The organism is Streptococcus oralis, from assembly GCF_001075675.1.
Lineage (GTDB): Bacteria > Bacillota > Bacilli > Lactobacillales > Streptococcaceae > Streptococcus > Streptococcus oralis_V.
On record NZ_JUNW01000049.1, the window covers coordinates 18275 to 45193 of the forward strand.

The following is a 26919-nucleotide window of genomic DNA, read 5'->3' on the forward strand; positions in this document are numbered from 1 at the left end:
AGCAACAAGTTTTGACACATTTGTGGACTTCTCAGCACCGCCACTTTCTGTAAAATGCGGAATTCAAAACACCTCTAATGGCTTTATTGTAACAAGTTTTTCTCGGAAATGCAAGGGGCAAGAAAGATTACTTGAACTTGATGCCGTTTTCTTTTAATTTCTTGATCGTAGCTGGGCCGATTCCTTTCAAGGCAAGGAGTTCTTTTTCAGTCCAGTTTTTGAAGTCAGAAGCTGACTTGATGCCTTCATCATAGAAAGTCTTAGCGCGATCTACTGAGAGGCCACCCAAAGTAGCTGCGAAATCTTCTACAGAATTGGCTACTTTTTGAGCTTGTTCCTTGGTCGCTTCTACTGCTTGTTCCATTTTTTTAGAGACAACTTTTCCCGCTTGGCTAGCAGATTTTTCTGCGTGTTTCACGACTTTCTTGGTCTCTTCGACAACTTTGGTCACCGTACTTGAAAATGCACCTGAACGACGAAGGCTGTTTCGCAATTGTTTTTTACGTTGGAGTTTCTTTGACATGATAAAATCCTTTCAATAAAAAATCCCTGCTCTGACAAGGATTTAATAAAAATATTTTATCAAGATTTTAGCAAAAAATCAAGAAAGTATCTGAATTTTAATAGTTTCGCTCACCAAATAATCCTTCTGGCAAATCATGAAATCCCTTGCCCGCCTTGAAATTTTCAAATTTACCCAGCAAGAACTGATAAGCATCCAAACGGCTTTCGTAGCGAATCATGGCATCTTTGGCACGTTCGTCTTGGTCTTCTTCGTAGACTTTTTGACTTTCCTTGTGCGCCATGTCGTTGATCATAATCTGGGTATTCACCCAGGCCTCAAATTCCTTCATAAATTCTTGTTCGTAACTCATTGCTTCTCCTTATTCTAATCCACGGAAATAGTCCGTATCAATCTCACGGTAGGGCTGGATATCCTGAACATACTCCAACACTCCTTGAAATTCTCCGTTTTCATCGTGTACTGCAGCGTAGGTGATGTGGACAAACTTGCCTCGCGACTCAGACTTGAACCACATTTCATACTTGTCCTTGACCCCTTCACGAAGACCTTTCATAACGGCCTTCACCTTTTCTAGATACTTGGGCGGATGGCAGAGTTCAACATTGCGCCCGACTTGGGACGGTATCCGTTTGAAAATCATCTCATCAGCTGGCGTATTGTCATTGTAATACTGGAAAATATCGTCCTTATTAACAAAGGTAATTTCCATAGGGAGGTGATTGAGGATGAGATTGGCCTGCTCGACGGAGAGATAGCCATTCCCAAAAGCCTGTTGACTATGACGGTCCAGCACTGCTTCCTTTTCCTTAGGGGTAAAGGTAATGGTGAACTGTCCTTCTGGTGTATTGATAACTTGCTGAACTTGACCCTCTGCCGTGTCTAGCTGCACGGGCTCCTCTGCACTCTTTTCCTCAACAAAGCTCTGACGTTCTGGAACCCATTTCTCAGACGGACGGACGATGGCATAGCCGTAAGCATCGCTCTCCTCCGCAATCTGAATCCAATCATCCTGGGTGAAAGACTCAAGGAGAATCATGAGGAGGATGGACTCTTCCTTGAAAATCATGCTCTCAAACTCTGTCGCAAAAGCTTCAAAATCTTCTTTTACACTGCTAATCGACACTTCTGGTAGTGACTTGGCTGTCGTTAAAGCTGTTTGAAAGAGTTCCCTGATCTGGTCATCCACTCCCCACATAACTTTTGGAGGTGAATCGTGTCCATAACGCTCCATGATGGGGAAAAAGAGCTCTTCCTTGCGCTGGTAGTGAATGTCAAATTGCCCTAAAAGCCCCATTTGACGGACCAAACCCTTGCGCATCTCTGCCAGCATTTCCTCGTTTTCCATAGACTCATAGGTATCTAACAGTCTCCGAATGCGAATCAAGGCAGCACGAAGAGCCAGATTTTCATCCTTGAAGACGCGAACGGGGTGGCCAGGATGCTCGGTATCCTCTACTTCGACACCCTTAACAGCATTTTTAAAAAGATTGGCATGGACATCGCAAAGTTCCATGACATCTTCAAAGGTGACACCTGAGTCTGAGTTCATCAGCTCGTGCTCCATGAGGGAAATCTCGATGGCTGACACACCTGTAAAGGTCGCATCAAAACGCTCCTGAACTGACTCAGGAGAGGCGCCATTGTGCAATTCTAACAAAATATCCCGTAGGATATGAATCCGTTCATCTGCCATTAGTCTAATCCAATCACTTCATAGCCGTTCGCTTCTAGCGTGCGGACAATCTTGTCCATAGGAGTTCCTTCAAGTTTAGAACCCTGCTTCAGCGATACTTTGCGACCGACTGTGTTGCGCATCAAGGGATTAGCAAGTGGTTTAAAACCGAGCTCCACTAGGATTTCCAAAACTTCTGGGTGCTTGTCTACCACTTCTGCAACGGGTATTGACACATCGATGATATTGTCCATGACGACCTCCATGTATGTTCTAATACTCAATGAAAATCAAAGAGCAAACTAGGAAGCTAGCCGCAGGCTGTACTTAAGTACGGCAAGGTGAAGCTGACGTGGTTTGAAGAGATTTTCGAAGAGTATAAAATGATTTTACTGCTTATATTATACCATATGGAAAGAGATTAAAAAACTAGCAGTGGAGTTCCTACCAGTTTCTTTCATTTCAAGTTATTCTTTATCATCTGGTTTTGCGAGCCACTGAGCTACATCCATCAACTTGTCAGCAAGCAGTACTTTCCCGAAACCTACTAGAGCATTGTCATCTTTTTTCATGTTCTTCAGGACTTTGATGCTTTGCATCACGAAAAAGTAATTCCCGTATGTCTTAGCTAGAATTTTAATGAATCCCATATTACTCTCCTTCGATGATTTCGACCTCTTTTCGGATAGTATCAACGTCTCTTTGATATTGCACTTCATTGTAGTTGACTAGCTTGGACAATTCCTGTTGCAATCTTTCTCCCATCGGTTTCATGGTCGCAAAGGTTAAGCCACCAGAAATGACTCCACCTAGGATAGGAATCACTTTCCCCATCCCTTTAGCTAGGCCTCCTTTTGTCAGATTGACACCAAAAATTTTCAAAACTTTTTCTAAAATTGGATACCAAAGAGTTTTTGTCAAGGCTTTCTTGTTCACTACTTTTATGACTTGCTTGGCTACTGTCACACCGCCTGATCGAAGCAGGGCACCTGCGCCATTTACTCCCAGCATCACACCGAGATACAGTAGAAGTGTGTTTTTAGCTTCCTCGCTTAACTCATTGCGCGATGCCCAAAGATCATCAAATCCGTAAATATACCCTAGTTCTTGAGCTAATTTCAATGAAAAAGCATAAAACTGGGCTACGTCTGTCGGGATAGTGATCGCCATGACAATCCCTCCAGGTAGACCTGCCAAAACCGAAGTTCCACTGGCTAACAGGACATTGTCTTTAATACAGGCCTTGGCCACTCTATCCAAGCTTTCTTGAGGCAACAAAGAAGTCGGTCCTTGTTCAATCAAAGTTGGAATATCCTTACGGTCTAATTCCTTTGAAAACTTTTCTACCAAAAATCTTTCTCGATCGACCTTGACTACGGGAAGTTTCACCACTTGTTGCAGTACTTGCATAGCTATATCTTGTTTAGCCATATATCTCTCCGTTTTTCATTTATATCAAGCTTTATCATATCATACTATTCGAAATATACAAATTTTTTAAACCGATTTTTATCAGATGGATACATCGTCAAATAGCAATGATCATGCTCTGGCAACAAAAAAGAGGGGCACCCCTCTTTTTTAGTTCTTATCCAGATTGCGTAGCATCTCGTCAATCTTGTTTCCATATTCGATGGACTCATCTTTGACGAAGGTTAAATCTGGGATTTTGTACAATTTCAAATTGCGACCAAGTTCACGTTTGATGGTACCAGTTGCTTTTTCAAGCCCGATTTGAGCTTTTTGATTATCTGAAGCAAGGTTACTCAAAATGGTGTAGTAAACCTTGGCAACAGACAAGTCACCCAGCATCTGAACATCTGTAATGGTCACACCTTGGACACGCGGATCACGGACTTTCTTTTGCAAAATCTCATTGACTTCACGCTTGATTTCCATGCCCACACGATCCGTACGGAAATGATTTGCCATGATATTCCTTTCTCTACTTTGAACCAAAAGCTAGGCCAGCAGACCTAGCTATTTTTAATAGATAGAGGAACTAGAGCCATTTGAATCTAGGAAACAAGCCTTTGATAGAACTAAAGTTCATCAAGGCGCTGTTGACAACGAGTCAAATGAGCTATCGTTTCTCTATTATCGTTTGATTTCTTCCATGACATATGCCTCAATCACATCATCAGTCTTGATATCATTGTAGCCATCGATCATGAGACCACCTTCACGACCGTTTGTAACTTCTTTAACGTCGTCTTTGTAGTGTTTCAAGCTTGCGAGTTCGCCATCATAGATTACGACACCGTCACGGATAACACGGACTTTAGAATCACGGGTAACCTTACCGTTGATAACCATGAATCCACCGATAGTTCCGACTTTAGATACCTTAAAGGTTTCACGGATAACTGCTTCACCGATAACTTTTTCTTCAAATTCTGGGTCAAGCATCCCTTTCATGGCTTCTTCCATCTCTTCGATAACCTTATAGATAATGCTGTGAAGACGGATTTCAACATCGTCAGCTTCGGCTTGTTGGCGCGCTTGTGGTGTAGGGCGTACGTTGAAACCAATGATAAAGGCATTTGAAGCTTCCGCAAGGGTCACATCAGATTCGTTGATAGCACCGACTGCCGAGTGGACAATGGTGACTTTGACACCTTCTACATCGATCTTTTGAAGTGAGGCAGAAAGGGCTTCAACAGAACCTTGTACGTCGGCCTTGATGATAACATTAACTGACTTAAGCTCACCAGCTTTAAGCGTATCAAAGAGGTTTTCAAGGCTGACACGTTGGGTAGCTTGGCGTTGTTTCATGAGGGCACGTTTTGCACGTTCTTCACCGGCCGCACGTGCAGATTTTTCATCTTCGTAAACGGCAAAGTGGTCACCAGCCATTGGCGCTTCGTTTAGACCTGTGATAGAAACCGGCGTTGATGGGCCTGCGACCTTGACACGACGACCAAGATCATTGGTCATGGCACGGACACGACCGAAGGTATTTCCGACAACGATTGGGTCTTGGACATTCAAGGTACCTTGTTGCACAAGAAGGGTTGCGACCGCACCTTTTCCTTTATCCAAGCGAGCTTCGATAACAGTACCGATAGCACGAACTGTTGGGTCTGCTTTGAGTTCTTGGATTTCAGCCACAAGAAGGACTGTTTCCAACAATTCTTCGATATTTTGGTTGAATTTAGCTGAAATTTCAACAAATTCAGAATCTCCACCCCAAGCTGTTGACATGACACCATGCTCTGCCAATTCACCGATAACGCGTTCTGGGTTGGCACCTGGTTTATCAATCTTGTTGATAGCCACGATAATTGGAACGTTTGCCGCTTTTGAGTGGTTGATGGCTTCGATAGTCTGAGGCATAACCCCATCGTCGGCCGCTACAACCAAGATGGTAATATCGGTAACAGATGCACCACGCGCACGCATAGAAGTAAAGGCCGCGTGTCCTGGTGTATCAAGGAAGGTGATCTTCTTGCCATTTTCCACGATTTGGTAGGCACCGATATGCTGAGTGATACCACCTGCTTCACCTGTCGCAACACGGGAGTTACGAAGGGTATCCAAGAGGGTTGTTTTACCATGGTCAACGTGTCCCATGATGGTTACAACTGGTGGACGCTCAACCAATTCATCTTCATTAAGATAGCCATCTTCGACAAAGAAACGTTCGATGTCGGCATTATCCACTTCAACCTTTTGTTTGGCTTCGATACCGTAATCCACCATGAGGAGTTCAATGGTTTCTCCATCCAAGGATTGGTTTTGTGTGGCCATCACACCCATCATAAAGAGTTTCTTAACGATTTCAGCTGGTTCACGTTTGATACGTTTTGCGATTTCCGCAACAGTCATACCATCTGTATATTCGAATTCTGTTGGCAATTCGTGGAACTTACGCTCTGTAACAGGTTTTGGAGTCTGGTTACGGTTGTTTTGCTTGTTCCCTTTTTTATTTTTCTTGTTGTTATTCCAGTTACTATTTCTTTGATTTCTCACTTGATTCTGACTACTTCGATTCTTTTGTTGTTTTCTAGGACCATCTTCTTCGTGATCATAATCATCACGTTCTTTGTCTGGTCGAGCTTGTTTTTTACGACGTGTATCCACTGGCGCTTCTTTCGCTACAGGAGCTACTGTTACTGCTGGCTGCGTTTGTTCAGCTAGCTTAGCAGCTTCTTCAAAGATTTCCTCTGGCTCCTTGCGTTTGTTAGCTTGAGCCAAGGCTTCTTTGGCTGCTTGCGATTGTTTGAAGCGCTCCTCGCTTGAGCGTGCGTACTCTGCATTTTGCTCTGCTTTTAGGGCTGCTGCACGGGCTTTAAAGTCAACACGTGGTCCAGCTTGTTTTGGCTGGAAGTCTTGTTGCTGACGGCGATCATTGCCACGATTCCCTTGACCTTGTGGTTTTTTCCCTTGGTCGTTAAATCGGCGATTGTCGCGGTTCCCTTGACCAGGTTTTCCACCATTACGGCCGTCATTTTTCTGACGGTTACCATTTTGTTGTTGGTCACGGTTGTTGCCCTTATTTTGTTTGCGTCGTTCTGCCTGCTCTTTGGCACGCGCCTCACGCTCCGCCTTGAAGTTTCGACTCTGTGGTCTTGCGGCCACTACTTTTTCTTCCTTAGGAGCTGCAGGTGTAGCTGATTTGCTTTCTTCCTTAGCGACTACTGGTTTAGCTGATACAGGCTTTTCTGCTTTCTTTTCTACACTTGCTTTTGGTGCTGCAGGTTTTACTTCTGCCTTAGGAGCAGGTGCAGGTTTAAAGCTCGCTGCGATTTGTTCAGCAGCAACAGCTTCCACACTCGATGAGTGGCTTTTCACATCCAAGCCCAACTCTTTTGCACGCGCTACAACTTCTTTACTTTCTTTTCCAAGTTCTTTTGCGATTTCGTACAATCTTTTCTTAGACAAATCATGTCCTCCTCTTCTATTCCATAAGAGACCTCATTTTCTTTGTAAATCCAGCATCTGTCACAGCCAAAACCTTTCTCGATTTTCCGACTGCTATGCTTAATTCCAGTGTTGAAAACACGGTTATAACTTCTACTTGATAATAGTCACTTTTATCTTGAATCTTCTTGGTCAGATTGGGACCAGCATCATTGGCTAGAAAGACTAGCTTGGCTTTCTGATCTTGGATAGCCTTGACCACCAATTCCTCACCTGATATGATCCGGCCTGCTCGTTGAGCAAGTCCCAAGAGATTGCTTATCTTTTGCTTATTCAAGTCCTAACTCTCTTCTTTTCACTTTGTGATCCACATAGGCGATCAACTCGTCATAAAAGCTTTCTTCCACTTCCATGTTAAAGCTGCGGTTAAAGACTTTCTTCTTTTTTGCCTCTAGGGCTTCTGCATTGTCTAGCTTGATATAAGCGCCACGGCCATTGGCCTTGCCTGTCGGATCGATAAAAACCTGTCCTTCTTTGTTCTTGACAATGCGGAGCAAATCACGCTTATCAATCACTTCGTTGGATACAACAGACTTGCGCAAAGGGATTTTTCTTGTTTTCATCTTTCCCTCCTCTAGCAGCTTTTATTCTTCGATCAATTCGTCCGCAGCTGCGTAATCCACTTGACCTGCTTCTTCCATAGCTTCAAATTCGCTGGCAGACTTGATATCGATACGGTAACCTGTCAAATGAGCCGCCAAGCGAACGTTTTGTCCACGACGACCGATGGCAAGAGAAAGCTTGTTATCAGGTACAACGACTAAGGCACGTTTGCTGTCATTTTCATCAAAGATAACTTGGTCAACTTCTGCCGGTGCGATGGCATTGTAGATAAACTCAGCTGGATCCGCTACCCACTCGATAACGTCAATGTTTTCTTCGACAGGAATCATGCGGTCACTCTTGGCATCGTAACGAGCTGGGTGGAATTTGCTGGTGATTTTCTTGATGTTGGCACCACCACGTCCAACGATTGTCCCGATAGCATCCACGTTTGGATTGTGGCTACGAACGGCAACTTTCGTACGGTCACCAGCTTCGCGGGCTACGCTCATGATTTCAACAGTTCCATCGTAGACTTCTGGAATTTCTTGCTCCATCAAGCGTTTGATCATTTCTGGATGGCTACGACTAACAAAGACATTGACACCACGAGGATTGTCTTCAACCTTGTAAACGTAGACTTCAATACGGTCGTGGGAAGCAAAGACTTCTCCAGGGATTTGGTCTTGTTTTGACAATTGGGCTTCGATGCTGCCAAGGTTGACGTAAATAAAGCGGTTGTCAAATCGTTCTACTGTACCAGACATGATTTCTTGTTCATGTTCCTTGTAAGTATTGTATGTGATGGCACGTGTTTGCTTGCGCATTTTTTCCATGATGGTTTGTTTAGCAGATTGGGCTGCTACACGACCAAACTCAGCTGGTGCTTCTTCAAACTTGATTTTGTCACCAAGCTCATAGGCTGAATTAATGGCAAGGGCATCTTTCAAGCTGATTTCCAAACGGCTATCAAATACTTCATCAACAACTTCACGGACGGTATAGACAGTAAAGTCACCTGTCTTTTCATTGAAGTCGATAGCTACGCTGTCAGATTGACCATAGCGTCTGCGATAAGCGGAACGAAGCGATTCTACTACTGCGTCGATGATGTCTTCTTTTTTGATTCCCTTGTCTTCTTCCAAAATGCGGAAGGCCTCTAGCATTTCTTTACTCATGTTTTCTTCACTTTTGAATCCTCAAAAGCTATCCTTTCTTTTCTATAATTTTACTGCTAAACGTGCTTTTGATACTAAACTGTATGGAATTTGGACGGTTTTCTTACGTGTCTTGTCCATATACTCCACAGTCAACTCGTCTTCTTCAAAGGCCAACAAGGTTCCCTCAAAGACTTTTTGTTTATCGATGGCTTGGTAGAGCCCGACATGGATGTATTTCCCAACCGCTCCAGCGACAGCATCCTTGGTTTTCAAAGGGCGTTCCAAGCCTGGACTGGTGATTTCTAGGAAATATTGTTCTGGGAAGGGATCGGGCTTGATGGTATCAAGAACAGGACTGATGATTTCTGTCAGGTCTGCCGTGTCGTTCAAGGTAATTCCTTCGGGTTTATCTACAAAAATACTGAGAATCATGTCACTGCCAATCTTTCCATACTCGATATCCACGAGCTCGAAAGGCGCTTGGATGACAGGTTCTACAACTTCTCTGACTAATTCTACGATTGTTGCGATTGCGTCCACCTCCTCATAAGCAAGAGGCGAAGATATTTCCCCGCCTCTCTTTCTCATATTCTTACTATCAGTATAGCACGTTTGTCAATTTATGTAAAGCATTAGCACTCAAACAGCTGGTTTTCAAGCTATTTCTTAAAATTCTGCTTCAACTCGGTAGATCACTTGACCCTTGTTGGAGAATTTTTGCTCATATTCTGTCATGACATTGCCTTCAAAATCACTGGCATGCAAGTCCAGCCAAACACCATTGAGTTTCATCCCATACTGAGAAAAGCTCACTAGACTATACTCAAATAAGCCACGGTTATCTGTCTTGAAATGGATTTCCCCATTCTCAGGCAAGATGCGCTTGAAGATATCCAAGAAACTCTTGTATGTTAAACGACGTTTTTCATGACGTTTTTTAGGCCAGGGATCTGAAAAGTTTAGGTAGAGACGATCAATCTCACCGTCTTCAAAGTAGTCGGTCAAATCCGAACCATCTACCCACAGCAACTTGATATTGGGAACTCCAACTTCAAGCACCTTGTCCAAGGCATAACTCAATACCGACTTTTGGATATCAATCCCGATGTAGTTGATGTCAGGATTTTGCTTGGCCATTCCGGATACGAAGGCCCCTTTCCCACTTCCAACCTCTACATGAATAGGATGATCATTTCCAAACAAGTCTCGCCATTTCCCTTTAGCTTCCAAGGGATTGAGGACCACATACTGAGGATTGGCCTCTAGTAATTCTGTCGCCCCTTTACGATTTCTAACTCTCATCTCTTCTTTCCATACTTGTCACGGAAGACGCGCAAGGCATAAATCTCCCGGTTTACATTGTCTAAATCTTGATTTTCACAGTATTTGGCAATCTGGTTCAAGTAAGAATACTGACCATACCAATACAATTTATCTAACACTGTCTGATTGTACTTATAGCCGTAGTCTCTCAACCATTGGCGCCACTGATGATCTGGAATGTAGTGGCATAGCAAATGCGCCACATCAAACATACGATCCGTCAGACGAACCGAATCCCAATCCACTAGATAAACGAGTCCACTCTCTGTCTCAATCCAATTACTATGACGAAGATCTCCATGCACAATCGTTGCATGGTCTTCCCTAAAACCTGGAACCGTCTTACCTAGCTCAGCAATCACACTGTTCAAATAGTGGTTCTGCTTCAAGATTTCTGGAACTCCTTGCTGCCAAGAACGTAGCAAATCAACTGGTGTTTCCATGGTATATCCCAAACGGCTCAACTGCTTCATCAAGGGACGCGAGCGGTGAAGGCGGTTCAAGATATTGATAATCTGCTTGCGATTCATATCGTAAGGGGTCAAGATTTTGCCCGTCAGCCATTCCTGAGCACACATATCACGGCCATCTGGCAAACGACGAGTCCATAGTAATTGAGGAGCGATTTGTTCTCTGGCTAGGCCAGGTAGGATTGGAGAGGTGTTCATTTTTACAAAGACGCGCTTCCCATCAGGGTAGCTTCCCATATAAGCTTTGCCGCTCTTCCCAGGGATAGGGGTCAGCGTTAGCTCATTATCACCCAAGTCCATTTCTTTCCTCCGTATAAAGTTTCCTTACTATTCTACTAGTTTTTGGTCTATTCGTCAACCAATCTTTTTAGTTGGTAAGGCAAATAAAACAATTGTAGGAAGAGACTAGCCCCTACAAGAGCCAACAAGGCTATTTTTTCTTGAAAAACCACTGCTCCGACCAACAATTCCAGCAAAAGAACTGCACTTCCCACACCAAGCACAATCTGTTTCAATCCCTTTTCTTTCTCCCCTTTTTCTAGCGGAAAGAGCTGGGTCAAGTATTGGTAATCAAAGGCATGATAGAGAGCGAGTAACTGAAAGAGCAAGAGGTAGTTAAACAGCACTACCACCGCTGTAGCTATCCAAGATTGCTCAATAAAGATCACAGCTAACAAGGATAGGAACAAAAGGCGCAAACTGAGGGCAAAGAGATCTCCATTTCGCAGATAAGAACGGAGATAGAGGTTTTGCCAAATCTTGCTCGGCACTTTCTGAACTACTTTAAGGATAAAATCCAGATAAGCGCGACGTTTGACACTATTGGAAACGCCCTTGACCTGCGTAAAGAGAGCAAAGAAACGAAGCAAGACTTGCTTGCGCTTGCTTTCTTGGGCAATCACATAGTCCCAGTCAATTCCGTTCTCAGTAAAACATTTACTGGCTTTTTGACGAAAGAGCAGGTATTTCCCAGCTCCCAATAAAAGCACATAGATGAGAAAAACTGGCAAGCCATAACCCATGGCTAAAAATAAGGGCGCAAATAAAAGCAAGAAAAGGGTTTGGACAAAGAGCCAAAAGACCAGTGAGCGCATCGTCTGCCCTTTGAGGTGGGACTTAACCTCCTCTTCACTGACTAAGAGAAAGAGCTTGTCAGGTCCTTCCATATAGGTTGCGATTCCTCCCCAAGCCATAAGCAAGGCAGATACAATCCCCAAAAACAAGAGGATAGGCCAGTGATTTTCAGGAAAATGTTGTAAGAGTTGACTGTACTGGTAAGCTAGAAAACCGATGAGAACTAGCAGGAACAAGACAAAGTGGTCATTGAGAACATAACGCAGATAACCGACACACTCCTTACGAAAAGCCTGCTTTCGTTTTAAAAACAAGTCTTTCATAGCTCCTCCTCTTTGGTAAGAGCCAAGTAAATATCATTCAAACTCGCTTCAGGCATGTCAAAGGCTTCACGGAGTTGCTGGAGGTTCCCCTGAGCCCGCACCTCTCCCTTGTGGAGAATGACAAAGGCGTCACACATCTTTTCCGCCGAATCCAGCACGTGGGTACTCATGAGGATGGACTTGCCTTTTTGCTTTTCTACTTCTAGAAGCTGAATCAAGTCGGCAATCGCCAAGGGATCGAGACCAAGAAAAGGCTCATCAACGATGAAAAGACTCGGATCTACGACAAAAGCACAGATAATCATGACCTTCTGCTTCATCCCTTTTGAGAAATGTACTGGAAACCAGTCTAATTTTTGATCCAAACGAAACATTTTTAACAAAGGTTCCACACGATCAAAAGCCACCTTTTGCTCAATACCATAGGCCATGGCAACCGTCTCGATATGCTCTCTGAGGGTCAATTCCTCATACAGACTAGGCGTTTCTGGGATATAACCAATCTGCTTGCGGTAGCTAGTCGCATCTTCTCGCAAGGTGAGACCGTTAATCTTGATTTCCCCACTGTAAGGTATCAACAGACCAATAATCTCATTAATTGTTGTTGATTTCCCAGCACCGTTGAGACCAATCAAACCGACCAACTGCCCACTTTCAACTGTAAAAGACACATCTTTCAAGACAGGAACGTGAACATAGCCTCCTGTCAGGTTTTTAATTTCTAACATATTTTCTCCGAATCTGGTATAATGTAGCTATATTATATCAAAATTCAATACAGTAGAGGTGGATTTTATGTCAGATTGCATTTTTTGTAAGATTATCGCAGGGGAGATTCCTGCTTCAAAAGTATACGAAGATGAGCAGGTTCTTGCCTTTCTTGATATCTCTCAAGTCACGCCTGGACACACCCTCATTGTACCAAAAGAGCACTATCGCAATCTTTTGGAGATGGATGCCCCAAGTGCCAGCCAACTCTTTGCCCAAGTGCCACTGGTAGCTCAAAAAGTTATGAAAGCTACCAAAGCTGCTGGTATGAACATCATCGCCAACTGTGAGGAAGTTGCTGGTCAAACAGTCTTTCATACCCACGTGCATCTCGTACCTCGCTACGGTGCAGAAGATGACCTCAAGATTGACTTTATCGCCCACGAACCTGACTTTGACAAACTTGCCCAAGTCGCTGAAACCATTAAAAACGCTTAAGGAGATGCCATGAAACTATCCAATCTATTGCTATTTGCAGGAGCTGCAGCTGGAAGTTATTTTGTCGTGAAAAATCGCCAAGCCATTCAGGATGAAGTGCTAGATACAACTGACCGTGTCGAAGCTATCAAGGATGATTTGGATATCATCCAAAACAGCCTGCAAATCATCGACCAACAAAAAGCCCTTATCAAGGAATACCAAAAAGATTTAACCTATAAATTCAAAGTCTTGGAAAAAGATTTCCAGACTAGACTAGCTGTGGTAAAAGAAACACAGTAGCTTGAGGATAAGTAAAAAGAGCCCGATGGCTCTTTTTAGTTTATAGATTTTTTAAGACTTTCCTTAAGTAATGACGGACGGTAGCGACCTTCTTCGAAATTCCATACCTAAACTTTGAGCCTAGGTCTCAAAGTTTCTAAACACCTGAAATCAACCGGTTTCAAGTGTTTTCATTACGGCGAAAAGTCTGGGAAAGTATTTGATTTATACTCAATGAAAATCAAAGAGCAAATTAGGAAACTAGCCGCAGGTTGCTCAAAACACTGTTTTGAGGTTGTAGATAAGACTGACGAAGTCAGTCACATATATACGGCAAGGCGACGTTGACGCGGTTTGAAGAGGTTTTCGAAGAGTATTAGTTATGAAATGGTGAATGAGTTGTCTAAATTGTGGTGTATAGTTGATGGGATATAGCTTGTTTACGCTTAAAAAAGAGCCCGCCGGCTCTTTTTACTTTATTCTCCTTCAAAGGCATCTTTTATATGGTCAAAGAAGCCTTTTTTCTTTGGATTGACTTTCAAGTCACCTGCAGCTGCGAATTCTTTAAGCGCAGCTTTTTGGCGGTCGTTCAAACCTGTCGGAGTAACGACATTGACAGTCACGTATTGGTCACCAACGGCACCGCCACGAAGGCTCGGTGCTCCCTTACCACGTAGACGGAATTTCTTGCCAGTCTGAGTTCCTTCTGGGATGACCAATTCAACATCTCCATGCACAGTTGGAATTTCCACAGTATCTCCAAGAGTAGCTTGGACAATATTAAGATTTAACTTGTAGAAAATAGTTGTTCCTTCACGTTCAAACTTGTCGCTAGCTTCCACAGAAACCACTACATACAAGTCACCATAAGGTCCACCGTTAAAGCCTGCTTCACCTTGACCAGCTAGGCGAATTTGTTGGCCTGTTTCCACACCAGCAGGGATTTTTACATGTACGCTATGAGCTTGTTTTTCATGACCTGTTCCGTGACAAGTTGTACATGGATCTTTGATTTCTTTTCCACGACCATGACAGACATCACAGGTTACTTGGCGGCGCATCATACCAAGAGGAGTCTGCGTATCGACGTTAATAACACCAGCGCCATGACAGCGTCCACAAGTGACTGGACTTGTCCCTGGCTTAGCACCAGATCCATTACAGGTACGACAGCTTGCTTCACGGTTGTACTTGACTTCTTTTTCCGTTCCAAAGATAGCTTCTTCAAAGGTCAAGTTCACACGATACTGGAGATCATCACCTTGACGAGGAGCGTTTGGATTGCGCGAAGCACCGCCTCCACCAAAGAAACTTGAGAAAATATCCTCAAACCCACCGAAGCCACTTGCTCCGTCAAAGCCACCGAAACCGCCAGTACCACCAAAGCCACCGTTGGCACCTGCAGCACCATACTGGTCGTAGGCTGCACGTTTTTGGTCGTCACTCAAAGTCTCATAGGCTTCTTGAACTTCCTTGTACTTTTCCTCAGCACCAGGCTCCTTATTGATATCTGGGTGATATTTTTTCGAAAGCTTGCGATAAGCCTTTTTGATCTCGTCTGCCGAAGCGTTTTTTGACACCCCCAGACGATCATAAAATTCAGTATTGTTCATAATTCAAGATACAAAGGGCGTCAAACGGACACAGCCAAAATAGGAGTTTTGACGACGGACGCTTGCGTCCTAGAAAAAACTATCTTTTTGGCACAGTCCGTAGCCCGTGTTCAGTTACTCGAACACCCTTATTCCTTTCTATAATTTATAAGTAAATATTTAGAGGGCATTTTCTATACTCTGTTTCACTTCATCAAACTCTTTGTCCGACAGAGTAAAAATTAAGTCCTCTTCTGAATATTCGTTCTGTTCTTTAAAATAGTTGTCAGTATTTTCTGCCAAACCTAGACCAAGTATCACTTTTCTTGCAAACTCTTGATGTGCAAATCCAATAGCCGTAATGATATTTTTATCTTGCACAACCAGTTTAGATTGGAAATTCTCACGTGGAAGAAATTCAAAATAGTCAAAGAAGTTTTGCCAAATCCCACCAGTAAATTTCGTGTCATTCAACAAGCCCGCTTTCGCTAACAAAATGGGCGCAGAAGAAATTGCTGCAATTAAGATATCCTGCTCACCGAGTTCTCTCAAAAAAGAATTTAATTTTTCATCCTGTAGAGCAGCCCCTATATTTACCATTCCTGGTAAAATGATACAAGAATACTCTTCTATACAGATTTGATCCAATATTTTTGTAGGTTGACAAGGTAAGCCATCCTCAGATATAACTATCGAATAATCTGAAGCGACATAATCAATCGTGATGTCAAAAGACAGAGCTAAAGTACTTGTTAAAGCGGTTATCTCATAAAGAGAAAAATTAGGATAAATGATACAAAGTACTTTTTTCATACGCAACATCCTCTATTTTACCGAAAAACAGAGGCTGGGTTGCAACCTCTGGATTTCTTCCTATCATTACGACATTCAAAAGCAAAGTCGATTATATTTTTTTTGAACGAGTAAGGCTTTTAGCAAGTCGCCATAGCGATTGCAGTAGAATGACAATCACTCTAGTGATTCCTCATTCTTAACGACCTCGCTCTCCGATTTTCAAGCTCGGGATAAAATAGTCCACTGGACTATTTTATTTCTCCGTAAACTCTCCGTCTACGACGTCATCGCCTGCGTTTCCTGTTGTTTGTGCGCCTTCTGCTCCTGCTTGAGCTTGTTGCGCTGCTGCAGCTTGTTCGTAGAGTTTAACAGCAAGTCCTTGAGCTTTTTCATTCAAGGCTTCGAGTTTTGCTTTCATTTCGTCCAAGTTGTTGTCTTCTTGCGCTTTCTTAAGGTCATCAAGTGCAGCTTGGGCAGCATCACGTTCTGCATCGAAGCCTTTTCCTTCAGTTTCCTTGATTGTCTTTTCAGTCGCAAAGATTGCTTGGTCTACTTCGTTACGAAGGTCTACTTCTTCTTTACGTTTCTTATCTGCTTCAGCATTTGCTTCTGCATCTTTCATCATGCGGTCGATTTCTTCATCAGTCAAACCTGAGTTAGATTGGATGACAATAGTTTGTTCTTTTTGAGTTCCAAGGTCTTTGGCCTTAACAGACACGATACCGTTCTTGTCGATGTCAAATGTTACTTCGATTTGAGGAATTCCACGAGGTGCAGCCGGGATGTCAGTCAATTGGAAGCGTCCAAGAGTCTTGTTATCTGCTGCCATTGGACGTTCACCTTGAAGAACGTGGATATCAACGGCCGGTTGGTTGTCTGCCGCAGTTGAGAAGACTTGTGATTTAGATGTTGGGATTGTAGTGTTGCGGTCGATGAGTTTTGTGAAGACTCCACCCATTGTTTCGATACCAAGTGACAATGGTGTTACGTCAAGAAGGACAACGTCTTTCACATCACCAGTAATCACACCACCTTGGATGGCAGCACCCATAGCAACAACTTCGTCAGGGTTTACTGATTTGTTTGGTTCTTTACCAGTTTCAGCCTTAACAGCTTCTACAACGGCTGGGATACGAGTTGAACCACCAACAAGGATAACTTCGTCGATATCTGACAAGCTCAAACCTGCATCTGAAAGGGCTTGACGAACTGGAACTTTTGTACGCTCTACAAGATCACGAGTCAAATCGTCAAATTTCGCACGAGTCAAAGTCATTTCCAAGTGAAGAGGTCCAGCCTCACCTGCAGTGATGAATGGCAAGCTGATTTGAGTTGAAGTTACACCAGAAAGGTCTTTCTTAGCTTTTTCAGCTGCATCTTTCAAACGTTGCATTGCCATCTTGTCAGTAGACAAGTCAATACCGTTTTCTTTCTTGAATTCTGCTACCAAGTGATCGATGATTTTTTGGTCAAAGTCGTCACCACCGAGTTTGTTGTCCCCTGCAGTTGACAATACATCAAAGACACCGTCACCCAATTCAAGGATAGATACGTCGAATGTACCACCACCAAGGTCGAATACCAAGATTTTTTCTTCTTTGTCAGTCTTGTCCAAACCGTAAGCAAGAGCTGCTGCAGTTGGTTCGTTGACGATACGTTCTACTTCAAGACCAGCGATTTTACCAGCGTCTTTAGTTGCTTGACGTTGAGCGTCGTTGAAGTAAGCTGGGACTGTGATAACTGCTTTGGTTACTTTTTCACCAAGGTATTCTTCAGCGTAACCTTTCAAGTATTGAAGAATCATAGCTGAGATTTCTTGTGGAGTATATTCTTTTCCATTTGCAGAAACTTTTTCAGAAGTTCCCATCTTAGATTTGATAGAGATAACTGTATCTGGGTTTGTGACTGCTTGACGTTTCGCAGCGTCACCAACAATGATTTCTCCGTTTTTGAATGATACTACAGATGGAGTTGTGCGGTTTCCTTCTGGGTTTGCGATGATTTTGCTTTCAGTTCCTTCAAGAACTGCAACTGCTGAGTTTGTTGTACCTAAGTCAATACCGATAATTTTAGACATGTGTTTTTCTCCTTAAATTTTATATTCTTTCTTTTTGATACTCTTCTTAGGTGGCGGCGCCGTCAGAGCTTGACTCGTCAATCTCTTTGACTAAACTTTGAGCCTAAGGTCTCAAAGTTTGCGCAAATAACGCCACGGCGAAGAGTATCGTCTTTGGTTCGCTTTGCTCACTATTGCAAAGCTGAACAATTTCTTATCTTTCTTTCATAGTTTATTGTCGTTTCGGACAAGTTTTCTATTATGTATGTTGCAACCGTCAGAATTGCCTAGTTATATACTACTACCATGGCTGGGCGTAGGATGCGGTCATGGAGTTTGTAGCCTTTTTGAAAGACTTGGGCGATGGTATCTGCTGGATGTTCATCATCTGCTGGGAGAGTTTGGATGGCCATATGATAGTTATGGTCAAATTCGCCGTCAGCTGCGATTTCTTCGATTCCTTCTTCTTTCAAAGCGTAAACCAAGCTTTCTTGCACCATCTCCAATCCTTTTTTAACATCGTCTGTCAAACCTTCAACGGCTAGTGCACGTTCTAAGTTGTCGAGCGATGGTAAGATTGCTTTTGCCAGGTCTTGGCTACGATAACGTTGCAAGTTTTGACGTTCTTCATTGGCACGGCGTTGAATATTTTGCATTTCTGCATGAGCGCGAAGGTATTTATTTTCAAACTCATCTGCACGTTCATTTGCCAAGTCCAACTCTGACTTTTCAGGAGTTGTTTCTTCAGTTGTTTCCACAACTTCCTCTTCTTTCATTTCTTCATTTTTTATATCTTGGGCCATTTTCGCCTCCTTTAATGATTTCAATCTTAATGTACTTCGTAATGATTACTGCTGAGGTAGCGGTAAAAATCTGTCAACTTCATGGTCAAAACACGATTGACAACATTGACTTGATTGACCAATTGCTGGTAGTCCAGATTGACCGGACCGATAATCGCTAGAATTCCAAAACCTCGATAAGGAATTAGGAATTTACTGCTAATCACTGCTAGGTTAGCTAGACAGGATTCCTGACTGTCTGCAACACGGACATTTTGCATCTGATCTTCATGCAGACCCTCACGAATCTCCAGAGCCACCTTTTGCGGTTGATCAAAGAACTGATAGGCTGCCAGATTGGCAAAATTCAAGAGATTGACCTTGCCTGCCACCACGATATTTTCGTTGAACATTTCCTTAAAGATATGTTCAAAGAGATCCATGACATTATCCGTTGTTGTAAAGTAACGCTGGATAATCTGCGGAATCTCCGTCCGAATCTTGTAGTGAATATCTAGAACGGTGTGACCGAGGAAACGTTCCTGAATGATGCTCTTCAGTTTCAGCAAATCTTCCTGCAAGAAGTTCCTTGGAATCAGAAACTGACTGGTAACCGTTCGCGATTCGTCTAGGGTAAATACTGCTAAAGCTGTATGTTGCCCCAAAACAACTATATCAAAGGCTGTCAAGCGTTGTCTGCTCGGCTCAACGTCCAGTGCCACTACCGTACAGGCACTCAAGTCTGTCAGTAGATTGGCAGCCTCTTGCAGAATATCCTCTAGTTTGAAGAATTCCTGATCAAAGGCTTTGACAATCTCGTATACCTCATTTTCAGCCAGTCTGTCAAAAGCAAGCGAGTGTTTCACATAGTACTGAAATCCCGCGACACTTGGCATCCGACCGCTTGAGGTATGAGCCTTCTCAAGCAAACCCTGCTTCTCTAGAGCTGCCATGTCATTACGAATGGTAGCACTACTAGAATTGATAGACTCTTGTAGCGCCTTGGATCCGACAGGTTCGTGCGTTTTGGTAAAGATGTCAATAATCAGATTTAAAATATCCTGCTGACGCTCTGTAACCATCTCATCACTCCTCTCTGTCCGATCGATTAGCACTCTATGTACCCAAGTGCTAACTCATGATTCTATTATACACCCTTAGAAGAGAATGTCAAGATAAAAACTCAAAAAATTAGCACTCTTTTACCAAGAGTGCTAAAAATCAGTCTGAAGACCTAGAATCTCACTTCTCATCTACATTCAACTCCACTTCCCAGCTTGAAAGATTGCTTACCGCCAGAAAAAAAGAGGACTTAAAAAGACAAGAAATGCTTTCTATTTCTTGCCTAACTGAAATCCTATACCAGTGTTATTGCAATAATTCTTTTAACTCTTTCTCCAAAGCATCTTCAGAAGTATGTTCGACAAGCACTTTCTTGATTTGACCTTGTTTGTCAACAACATACGTACTTGGAATCGTTTGTACTTGAAGTGCATCCGCAGCAGACTGATCCATATCGTAATAGTAAGGGAATGTATACTCACCTTGAGAAATATAGCGGTCAGCAGTTTCTGTAGTTTCCTTGTCTGGCTCAATCAAATTTATCAATACAAAATGTACCTGATTTCCATATTTTTCGTACATTTTTTGGATGATAGGTAGTTGATTTCGACAATCAGGACACCAACTAGCCCATTCCACTATCAGAAGAGGTTTGTCAGAAAAACTAGAAATTGAAAGTTCTCGCCCATCAGGTGATGTTAACTTAAAATCAGGTAGTTGTTGAGCATTTAGTTCAAGCGCGCTATTTTCCGGCTTACTTGTGGACGATGCTTGAGATTGATTTGCATCTCCCCGCCCTATTTTACCTTGGTTGGCATAGTAAAAAATACCAAAGCCCACGAGAACCAAAATCCCTACTATAAGAACTGTAAACCAACGCTTGTCTTTTTTCATTCTTTATCCTTTTCACTTATTCCATATTTTAGAGTCAAATAGCTTAGAGATAAAATTAGGACATCAACTTAAACTTCCTATTTTCTAACCGACTCTAACCAAAAAACATTCTACCATTTGATAGGTAAAATTTCAATTAATTTCTTGCCATCAAGTATAGTTGTGATATCACAAATTAAGCAAAGAGCCCTTTAAATCCTGACTAACTCGTATATAACATTGAAATCCCACCTTGAATTTCTTAATACATGTTTAATAAGCAAAAAAGATTGTCCACTCAGGCAATCTTTCTTCTATATTAATAAAGATCAAGGTAATTATCAACTTCCCATTGTGAAACAAAGGTCGCATAGCTAGCCCACTCGATACGTTTGGCTTCAAGGAAGCTCGTATAGATGTGTTCACCTAGGGCTGCCTTGACCACTTCATCCTCAGTCAAAGCTTTCAAGGCGTTATGAAGAGTTGATGGAAGGTCGGTGATTCCAGCTTCCTTACGCTCTTCTGCTGTCATGATGTAGATATTCTCTTCGATAGGAGCTGGTGCTTCGATTTTGTTTTCAATACCATGCAAACCAACTTCCAAAAGAACAGCCATCGCGATGTATGGGTTTGCCATAGGGTCCACCGAACGCAATTCGAGACGAGTTCCCATACCACGTGAAGCTGGTACACGCACAAGTGGCGAACGATTACGACCAGCCCAAGCAATGTAAACAGGCGCTTCATAACCTGGAACCAAACGTTTGTATGAGTTAACTGTTGGGTTCATGATAGCAGTATAGTTGTAAGCATGCTTAATCAAACCACCAAGGAAATGGTAGGCTGTTTCAGACAACTGCATTCCTTTTGGATCATTTGGATCAAAGAAGGCATTGTTTCCTTCTGCATCAAACAAGGACATATTACAGTGCATACCTGATCCAGCAATACCAAATTTCGGTTTCGCCATAAAGGTTGCGTAAAGGCCATGTTTGCGAGCAATGGTTTTAACAACGAGCTTAAAGATTTGAATCTTATCACAGGCACGGAGGACTTCATCATACTTGAAGTCAATCTCGTGTTGTCCAACCGCAACCTCGTGGTGACTCGCTTCTACTTCAAATCCCATTTTGGTCAAGACATTAACGATTTCACGACGTGTATTGTCCGCAAGGTCAGTAGGCGCCAAATCAAAGTAGCCACCCTTGTCATTTACCTCAAGAGTTGGATCGCCATTTTCATCCAGCTTAAAGAGGAAGAATTCTGGTTCTGGACCAAGGTTGAAGGATTTGAATCCTACTTCTTCCATATGACGAAGTGCACGCTTCAGATTACCACGTGGGTCACCTGCAAAGGGTTCGCCTTCTGTTGTATAGACATCACAGATCAAACCTGCAACACTTCCATTTTCATCTCCCCATGGGAAGACTGTCCATGTATCCAAGTCTGGGTACAAGTACATATCTGACTCATTGATACGTACAAAACCTTCAATAGAAGAGCCATCAAACATGGCTTTGTTTGACAAGACCTTATCTAACTGTTCATCTGTAGCAGGAATTTCGACGTTTTTCATGGTTCCCAGAATATCTGAAAACATAAGACGAATAAAGGTAACATTTTTTTCCTTGACTTCACGACGAATATCTGCAGCTGTGATTGGCATGGGTTTTCTCCTTAATATATGACTACTTGCGATTGCCTAACCGCGACCAAAGGGTGACCGTACTGAAGCAAAGCGCCCCTGCTGGAGGAGTTCATTGTGGAGTGCACGACGCACTTCCGTCTGACTCACGGCTTTCTTGGACTTCGCCTCGCGTTCAGCATATTTTTTCTTAATCGCAGCAATATTATGACCTTCAGAGATATAATCTTTGATTTCAAGTAGACGATCCATGTCATTCAAAGAATACATGCGACGGTTCCCTTCGTTTCGATCAGGTTTGATCAACTCTTGATCTTCATAATAACGAATCTGACGCGCCGAGAGATCGGTCAATTTCATAACACTGCCGATAGGAAAAACAGCCATATTTCGGCGAAATTCTCTTTCCTTCATTTACAATTTCCTTCTTCCTGTCTATTATAGTCTAAAAAAAGACATACGTCAACGGATAATGTCACAAAATGTAACATTATTTTCTTTTTTTCTCCCAAAAGAGTTTCAGTTGCTCAATATCATAATTTACAAGGATTGCGACAAAAACTCCCATAAATGTTTCAAATACGCGCGCAAACACGTACAAAAATGTTTCTCCGCTTGGTATTGATAGGGTAATGATCAACATGGCTGCTACACCACCAATAACTCCTGCCTTGTTATTCATGGCAACGTTTGTCATAATGGTTAACATGGTGCAAATCGGAACAACTAGTAAGGTTACCCAAAAGGCTCCATGAAATAAAGTGTTTAAGAGGAAAAAGACAAGGGCGTAAAAACCGCCAATGCTATTTCCTAAGATACGCGAAGTTCCAAAATGGACGCTCTTATCAAAGCTCTCTCGTAGACTGAAGACCGCTGTCAATGCTCCGATTTGAAGCCCCTTCCAGCCAAAAAAACCAAAAATCAAGAGAACTATAAATACAGCAATCCCCGTTTTGAAAGTTCGCATACCAAGCTTGAACTGTGACTTATCAAATTTATATTTTTTAAAATAACTCATAATCTCAACTTTCTACTACCATTTTAACATAAATTAGTTGATTTTATGAGTGAAAATCAATAGGAAGCGTTTTTAATTTAGGGCTATAAAAAAGAGGAAACAGAGTTCCTCTTTTCTATGATTTCATCTAAGAAAGCTTATTTTTCAGTCAAAGCTGCCAATCCTGGCAAAACTTTACCTTCAAGAAGCTCCATTGAAGCTCCACCACCAGTAGAGATCCATGAGAACTTGTCTGCACGGCCAAGGTTGATGGCTGCAGCAGCTGAGTCACCACCACCGATGATTGATTTCACACCTGGTTGTTTCACGATAGCGTCCATGACACCGATTGTACCAGCTTGGAAGTCAGGGTTTTCAAATACACCCATAGGTCCGTTCCATACAACTGTTTTTGCACCAGTCAAAGCTTCGTCAAATTTAGCGATAGATTTAGGACCGATATCCAAACCAAGGAAACCTGGGTCTACTGCTTCACCTTCAGTGTCTTTCACTTCAGTGTAGTCAGCAAATGCGTTTGCTTCTTTTGAGTCAACTGGCAAGATCAATTTGCCGTTTGCTTTTTCAAGAAGAGCTTTCGCAACATCCAATTTGTCTTCTTCTACAAGTGAGTTACCGATTTCGATACCTTGAGCTTTGTAGAATGTGTAAGTCATCCCACCACCGATAAGCACTTTATCAGCTTTTTCAAGCAAGTTTTCGATGACACCAATCTTGTCAGATACTTTTGAACCACCAAGGATCGCTACGAATGGACGTTCTGGAGCTTCAACAGCTTCTTGGATGTAGGCAATTTCGTTTTCAAGAAGGAAACCAGCAACTGCTTTTTCAACGTTTGCTGAGATACCAACGTTAGATGCGTGTGCACGGTGAGCTGTACCGAATGCATCGTTTACGAAGATGCCATCTCCAAGTGATGCCCAGTATTTACCAAGCTCAGGATCATTTTTAGATTCTTTCTTGCCGTCAACATCTTCAAAACGAGTGTTTTCAACCAAGAGAACTTGTCCATCTTCAAGAGCGTTAACAGCGGCTTCCAATTCAGCACCACGTGTAACACCTGGGATAAATTTAACTTCTTGTCCCAATTTAGCAGCCAAGTCAGCAGCTACAGGAGCAAGTGATTTACCTTCTTTGTCTGCTTCTTCTTTTACACGTCCAAGGTGAGAGAAGAGGATTGCACGTCCACCTTGTTCAAGGATGTACTTGATAGTTGGAAGAGCTGCAGTGATACGGTTGTCATTGGTAATCACGCCATCTTTAACAGGTACGTTGAAGTCAACACGAACGAGAACTTTTTTCCCTTTCAAGTCAACGTCTTTAACAGTCAATTTTGCCATTAGATATGACTCCTTCTTTTTTTATACGTGTTAATTATATCACAAAATCCGCAAAAGAGATAGAAAAACCCTAAACTTTTCTTGTTCATTCTTCTATCTATTAACCTAAAAACCTAGGATTGCAGTCCGAAAAAGAGCAATCTTTACATAATTCGGTTGGAATAATTTAGGCAAATTTCTTGATTGATTTGCCTAATTACTTCTATACTATTCTCTTTCTAAGATTTTAATCCTTTAATATTCTAAACTCTACAGTCCTTCTTTTTGAATTGCTAGGTTTCTTATTATACAATATAACTAAAATAGTTTCTTCAGTTTGTGCTATTTGAGATTAAAAGAAGGGGAATTGCTACCATGAAATTAGAAAGACTAATCTATATTTTACTGTCTCTTTTAAATAAGAAGAGAATAACAGCTAAAGAGATTGCAGAGAGGTTTGAAATATCTACTCGAACTGTATATAGGGACATGGATACACTCAGTTTAGCGGGGATCCCAATCTATTCGGAACGTGGAGATAAGGGAGGTTTCTATATACCAAGCGACTATAAGATAGACAGAAACTTTTTCACTGAGGAAGAGAGACAGTTTATCATTAATATGAGCCAAAATGTTAGTAAAATCGTTGGTCATTCAAGTCTTGACAGTATCGAACACAAGCTGTCTTCTCAAGAAATTACAAGAGTAAACAGTCCTTTTTACTTTGATCTCAGTTCCTGGACTCTTAATACAAATTATTTACTAGAAATTGAGGAAGCGATACAAACTGAACAGATGATTTCTTTTTCTTACTATTCGAAAAAACAAGAGAAAAGTCAGCGAACAATTATCCCATACAGATTGATCTATAAACTGAATGCTTGGTATGTTATCGGTTACTGCTTAGAAAAATTAGATTTTCGTATTTTTAAATTAACTCGAATTCGTGAACTAGAACTAGTGGAGATAAAAGATAAACCATTCGATTATCCACGTTTATCTCAAGAAAAGTTAGAGCTTTTTTTAAATCCCCCAAAACATAAAGTGGAGGGGCAAAGAGAAGAAATTGAACTAGTTTTTACAAGATTTGCACTTCCAAAAATCTACGATCACTTCACGGAAGAAGAAATCAGAGTCGAGGACGAAATAATAAAAGTTCAGGCATTTAGAGCTTTAACTCCCTCGTTTTTTGATTTACTATTAAGCTTTGGTTATCAAGTAAAGGTCGTATCTCCAAGTCACTTACAAAATCTACTGGTCAGTACTCTCAAAAAAAATCTTCAGCAATATGACAACCTGTAGTCATATTTCCTTTTGTATACTCTTAAGTGGGCAAAATATTTCGTGATATTCATCATAGCCCAATTATTTTACAGGAGGTTCCAAATGGATACAAAAACACTTGCAGAAAGCTATTTTACGGCAGTAAATGAGGGAGGCTGGGAAGATTTCGTAGCTGAAAACTTTGACTATGGCATGTGCGATAGTATAGAAATTCGACAAGGACGTGATGTTTATTTGCAAGGTGCAGGCCAATTCTATGCTTTAAGCCAGCATCTTGAAGTGAAGCAATTACTTGTTGATGGTCGAACAGTCTCAGCTTTAAACCGCTACCATCTACATTCTCCTCAAGGAAAAGAACTCGAACTGGATGTCGCAGAATTTCTGAAATTCGATGAATTTGATAAATTAGTTGCATCCAATATCTATTTCGACACTTATCGTTTCCAAAAATTTATCCAAGGAATTGAATAACAAAAATCTAGCTTCAAATTTACTCTTCAATTTCAAAACTAAAAACAAGGCCTGACTAATCTACAGTTAAACCTTGTTTTTTTATTTTTATGAGAAAATCCAAGATTCGTAAATCTGATTAGTCTTCTCTCTTCTTTCCAGCAAGCAAGCCGTAGCCACTCATTAGTCCGAGGAGTCCTAGCGCTACTAGACTAGCATCTCTTGTCGCTCCCGTATTTGGGAGCTCTCTATTTGTTTCTTCAACTTTTGCTGGTGTTGCTGAGAGCGCTTGATCCCTTGTTTGTGAGACTTGCTCTTCTTTCGTTCCTACTTCAACAATTTCTGGAAGAGTTTCCTTGAGAACCTCAGTAGAATGAAGGGTGCGTTTGCCCTGACCATCAACTTCTACAAAGCGACGAACTTGACCTTCCACACCTGCTTGGATTAGCTGGCGTTGTCCTTTGAGAAGGGCTGCATTTGGTCGTTCCTGATGTTCGAAGGAAACTGTTCCCTCTTCAACTTCCAGTTTCGGAGTTTCTAGAACTAAATCTTTCACACCTTCAGC

31 protein-coding genes are annotated in these 26919 nt (G+C 42.1%); 4 read left to right on the forward strand and 27 right to left on the reverse strand.

The genetic code is table 11. The features are described from left to right. Window positions 1-127: 127 nt before the first annotated feature. The 16 genes from ADM50_RS06820 to ADM50_RS06900 all read right to left on the reverse strand — a co-directional run bounded on the left by ADM50_RS06820 (window position 128) and on the right by ADM50_RS06900 (window position 12742). Window positions 128-523, reverse strand: coding sequence for a helix-hairpin-helix domain-containing protein (locus ADM50_RS06820; RefSeq protein WP_049485012.1), 396 nt, complete (start codon window positions 521-523; stop codon window positions 128-130). 97 nt (window positions 524-620) lie between these two features. After that, window positions 621-875, reverse strand: a complete 255-nt coding sequence (locus ADM50_RS06825) for a DUF1912 family protein (protein WP_000119707.1) — start codon at window positions 873-875, stop codon at window positions 621-623. 9 nt (window positions 876-884) lie between these two features. After that, window positions 885-2219, reverse strand: a complete 1335-nt coding sequence (locus ADM50_RS06830; protein WP_045591808.1) for a DUF438 domain-containing protein — start codon at window positions 2217-2219, stop codon at window positions 885-887. Next, window positions 2219-2452, reverse strand: a complete 234-nt coding sequence (locus ADM50_RS06835; protein WP_000368739.1) for a DUF1858 domain-containing protein — start codon at window positions 2450-2452, stop codon at window positions 2219-2221. Before ADM50_RS06835 ends, ADM50_RS06830 begins: the two co-directional genes overlap by 1 nt. A gap of 213 nt (window positions 2453-2665) precedes the next feature. After that, on the reverse strand, window positions 2666-2848 hold the full coding sequence (locus ADM50_RS06845) for a hypothetical protein (RefSeq protein ID WP_044020283.1): 183 nt from the start codon (window positions 2846-2848) through the stop codon (window positions 2666-2668). A gap of 1 nt (window position 2849) precedes the next feature. Continuing rightward, window positions 2850-3629: a hypothetical protein gene (locus ADM50_RS06850; RefSeq protein WP_001118427.1), complete on the reverse strand. Its 780-nt coding sequence runs from the start codon at window positions 3627-3629 to the stop codon at window positions 2850-2852. A gap of 150 nt (window positions 3630-3779) precedes the next feature. Then, window positions 3780-4130, reverse strand: a complete 351-nt coding sequence (rbfA, locus tag ADM50_RS06855) for a 30S ribosome-binding factor RbfA (RefSeq protein ID WP_001273601.1) — start codon at window positions 4128-4130, stop codon at window positions 3780-3782. A 165-nt stretch (window positions 4131-4295) separates the two neighbouring features. Next, a complete protein-coding gene (gene infB, locus ADM50_RS06860; RefSeq protein ID WP_049485013.1) occupies window positions 4296-7082 on the reverse strand; it encodes a translation initiation factor IF-2 in 2787 nt (928 codons plus the stop codon). Window positions 7083-7098: 16 nt separating this feature from the next. Then, window positions 7099-7398 carry a YlxQ-related RNA-binding protein gene (locus tag ADM50_RS06865; RefSeq protein WP_049485014.1) on the reverse strand — a complete coding sequence of 100 codons (300 nt, stop codon included), beginning with the start codon at window positions 7396-7398 and terminating at the stop codon, window positions 7099-7101. After that, window positions 7391-7684 carry an RNase P modulator RnpM gene (rnpM, locus tag ADM50_RS06870; RefSeq protein ID WP_000857560.1) on the reverse strand — a complete coding sequence of 98 codons (294 nt, stop codon included), beginning with the start codon at window positions 7682-7684 and terminating at the stop codon, window positions 7391-7393. The genes ADM50_RS06865 and rnpM overlap by 8 nt, the downstream gene beginning before the upstream one ends. Before the next feature lie 21 nt (window positions 7685-7705). Next, on the reverse strand, window positions 7706-8842 hold the full coding sequence (nusA, locus tag ADM50_RS06875; RefSeq protein ID WP_000032277.1) for a transcription termination factor NusA: 1137 nt from the start codon (window positions 8840-8842) through the stop codon (window positions 7706-7708). Window positions 8843-8884: 42 nt separating this feature from the next. Beyond that, the gene (gene rimP / locus ADM50_RS06880) at window positions 8885-9364 is read right to left on the reverse strand and encodes a ribosome maturation factor RimP (protein ID WP_080983085.1); all 480 of its coding nucleotides are present in this window, start codon (window positions 9362-9364) and stop codon (window positions 8885-8887) included. A gap of 126 nt (window positions 9365-9490) precedes the next feature. After that, the gene (trmB, locus tag ADM50_RS06885; protein ID WP_049485016.1) at window positions 9491-10126 is read right to left on the reverse strand and encodes a tRNA (guanosine(46)-N7)-methyltransferase TrmB; all 636 of its coding nucleotides are present in this window, start codon (window positions 10124-10126) and stop codon (window positions 9491-9493) included. Continuing rightward, entirely contained in the window at window positions 10123-10917 is a 795-nt protein-coding gene (ccrZ, locus tag ADM50_RS06890; protein WP_000363019.1) for a cell cycle regulator CcrZ, read from the reverse strand. The genes trmB and ccrZ overlap by 4 nt, the downstream gene beginning before the upstream one ends. A 47-nt stretch (window positions 10918-10964) precedes the next feature. Then, on the reverse strand, window positions 10965-12014 hold the full coding sequence (locus tag ADM50_RS06895; RefSeq protein WP_049485017.1) for an ABC transporter permease: 1050 nt from the start codon (window positions 12012-12014) through the stop codon (window positions 10965-10967). Then, window positions 12011-12742 carry an ABC transporter ATP-binding protein gene (locus ADM50_RS06900; RefSeq protein WP_049485018.1) on the reverse strand — a complete coding sequence of 244 codons (732 nt, stop codon included), beginning with the start codon at window positions 12740-12742 and terminating at the stop codon, window positions 12011-12013. The genes ADM50_RS06895 and ADM50_RS06900 overlap by 4 nt, the downstream gene beginning before the upstream one ends. A gap of 67 nt (window positions 12743-12809) precedes the next feature. On the opposite strand from ADM50_RS06900, the gene ADM50_RS06905 reads away from it, so the two are divergent. Further along, a complete protein-coding gene (locus tag ADM50_RS06905) occupies window positions 12810-13220 on the forward strand; it encodes an HIT family protein (protein WP_049485019.1) in 411 nt (136 codons plus the stop codon). Between the two features lie 9 nt (window positions 13221-13229). After that, window positions 13230-13502 carry a hypothetical protein gene (locus ADM50_RS06910; RefSeq protein ID WP_049485021.1) on the forward strand — a complete coding sequence of 91 codons (273 nt, stop codon included), beginning with the start codon at window positions 13230-13232 and terminating at the stop codon, window positions 13500-13502. Window positions 13503-13957: 455 nt separating this feature from the next. On the opposite strand, the gene dnaJ is transcribed toward ADM50_RS06910, so the two are convergent. The 10 genes from dnaJ to ADM50_RS06965 form a co-directional block, all read right to left on the reverse strand. After that, entirely contained in the window at window positions 13958-15094 is a 1137-nt protein-coding gene (dnaJ, locus tag ADM50_RS06920; RefSeq protein ID WP_049485023.1) for a molecular chaperone DnaJ, read from the reverse strand. Between the two features lie 159 nt (window positions 15095-15253). Next, window positions 15254-15886 carry a DJ-1/PfpI family protein gene (locus ADM50_RS06925; RefSeq protein WP_049485024.1) on the reverse strand — a complete coding sequence of 211 codons (633 nt, stop codon included), beginning with the start codon at window positions 15884-15886 and terminating at the stop codon, window positions 15254-15256. A 235-nt stretch (window positions 15887-16121) separates the two neighbouring features. After that, window positions 16122-17945, reverse strand: coding sequence for a molecular chaperone DnaK (gene dnaK / locus ADM50_RS06930; protein WP_049485025.1), 1824 nt, complete (start codon window positions 17943-17945; stop codon window positions 16122-16124). Window positions 17946-18211: 266 nt separating this feature from the next. Continuing rightward, window positions 18212-18727: a nucleotide exchange factor GrpE gene (grpE, locus tag ADM50_RS06935; RefSeq protein WP_000046025.1), complete on the reverse strand. Its 516-nt coding sequence runs from the start codon at window positions 18725-18727 to the stop codon at window positions 18212-18214. A 26-nt stretch (window positions 18728-18753) separates the two neighbouring features. Continuing rightward, window positions 18754-19788: a heat-inducible transcriptional repressor HrcA gene (hrcA, locus tag ADM50_RS06940; RefSeq protein WP_049485028.1), complete on the reverse strand. Its 1035-nt coding sequence runs from the start codon at window positions 19786-19788 to the stop codon at window positions 18754-18756. A 286-nt stretch (window positions 19789-20074) separates the two neighbouring features. Next, on the reverse strand, window positions 20075-20662 hold the full coding sequence (locus ADM50_RS06945; RefSeq protein ID WP_049485030.1) for a TlpA family protein disulfide reductase: 588 nt from the start codon (window positions 20660-20662) through the stop codon (window positions 20075-20077). Between the two features lie 298 nt (window positions 20663-20960). Further along, entirely contained in the window at window positions 20961-22307 is a 1347-nt protein-coding gene (gene glnA, locus ADM50_RS06950) for a type I glutamate--ammonia ligase (protein ID WP_001122885.1), read from the reverse strand. Window positions 22308-22343: 36 nt separating this feature from the next. Next, window positions 22344-22700 carry a transcriptional repressor GlnR gene (gene glnR / locus ADM50_RS06955; RefSeq protein ID WP_000664333.1) on the reverse strand — a complete coding sequence of 119 codons (357 nt, stop codon included), beginning with the start codon at window positions 22698-22700 and terminating at the stop codon, window positions 22344-22346. Window positions 22701-22776: 76 nt separating this feature from the next. Next, window positions 22777-23304, reverse strand: a complete 528-nt coding sequence (locus ADM50_RS06960) for an FUSC family protein (protein ID WP_000119887.1) — start codon at window positions 23302-23304, stop codon at window positions 22777-22779. 137 nt (window positions 23305-23441) lie between these two features. Beyond that, window positions 23442-24641 carry a phosphoglycerate kinase gene (locus tag ADM50_RS06965; protein WP_001096770.1) on the reverse strand — a complete coding sequence of 400 codons (1200 nt, stop codon included), beginning with the start codon at window positions 24639-24641 and terminating at the stop codon, window positions 23442-23444. 354 nt (window positions 24642-24995) lie between these two features. On the opposite strand from ADM50_RS06965, the gene ADM50_RS06970 reads away from it, so the two are divergent. Then, the gene (locus ADM50_RS06970; protein WP_049485032.1) at window positions 24996-25922 is read left to right on the forward strand and encodes a helix-turn-helix transcriptional regulator; all 927 of its coding nucleotides are present in this window, start codon (window positions 24996-24998) and stop codon (window positions 25920-25922) included. A gap of 84 nt (window positions 25923-26006) precedes the next feature. Then, window positions 26007-26375, forward strand: coding sequence for a nuclear transport factor 2 family protein (locus tag ADM50_RS06975; protein ID WP_049485034.1), 369 nt, complete (start codon window positions 26007-26009; stop codon window positions 26373-26375). 118 nt (window positions 26376-26493) lie between these two features. On the opposite strand, the gene ADM50_RS06980 is transcribed toward ADM50_RS06975, so the two are convergent. Continuing rightward, window positions 26494-26919 (reverse strand): LPXTG cell wall anchor domain-containing protein (locus tag ADM50_RS06980; RefSeq protein WP_049485036.1); only part of this gene is annotated, 426 nt, incomplete at its 5' end.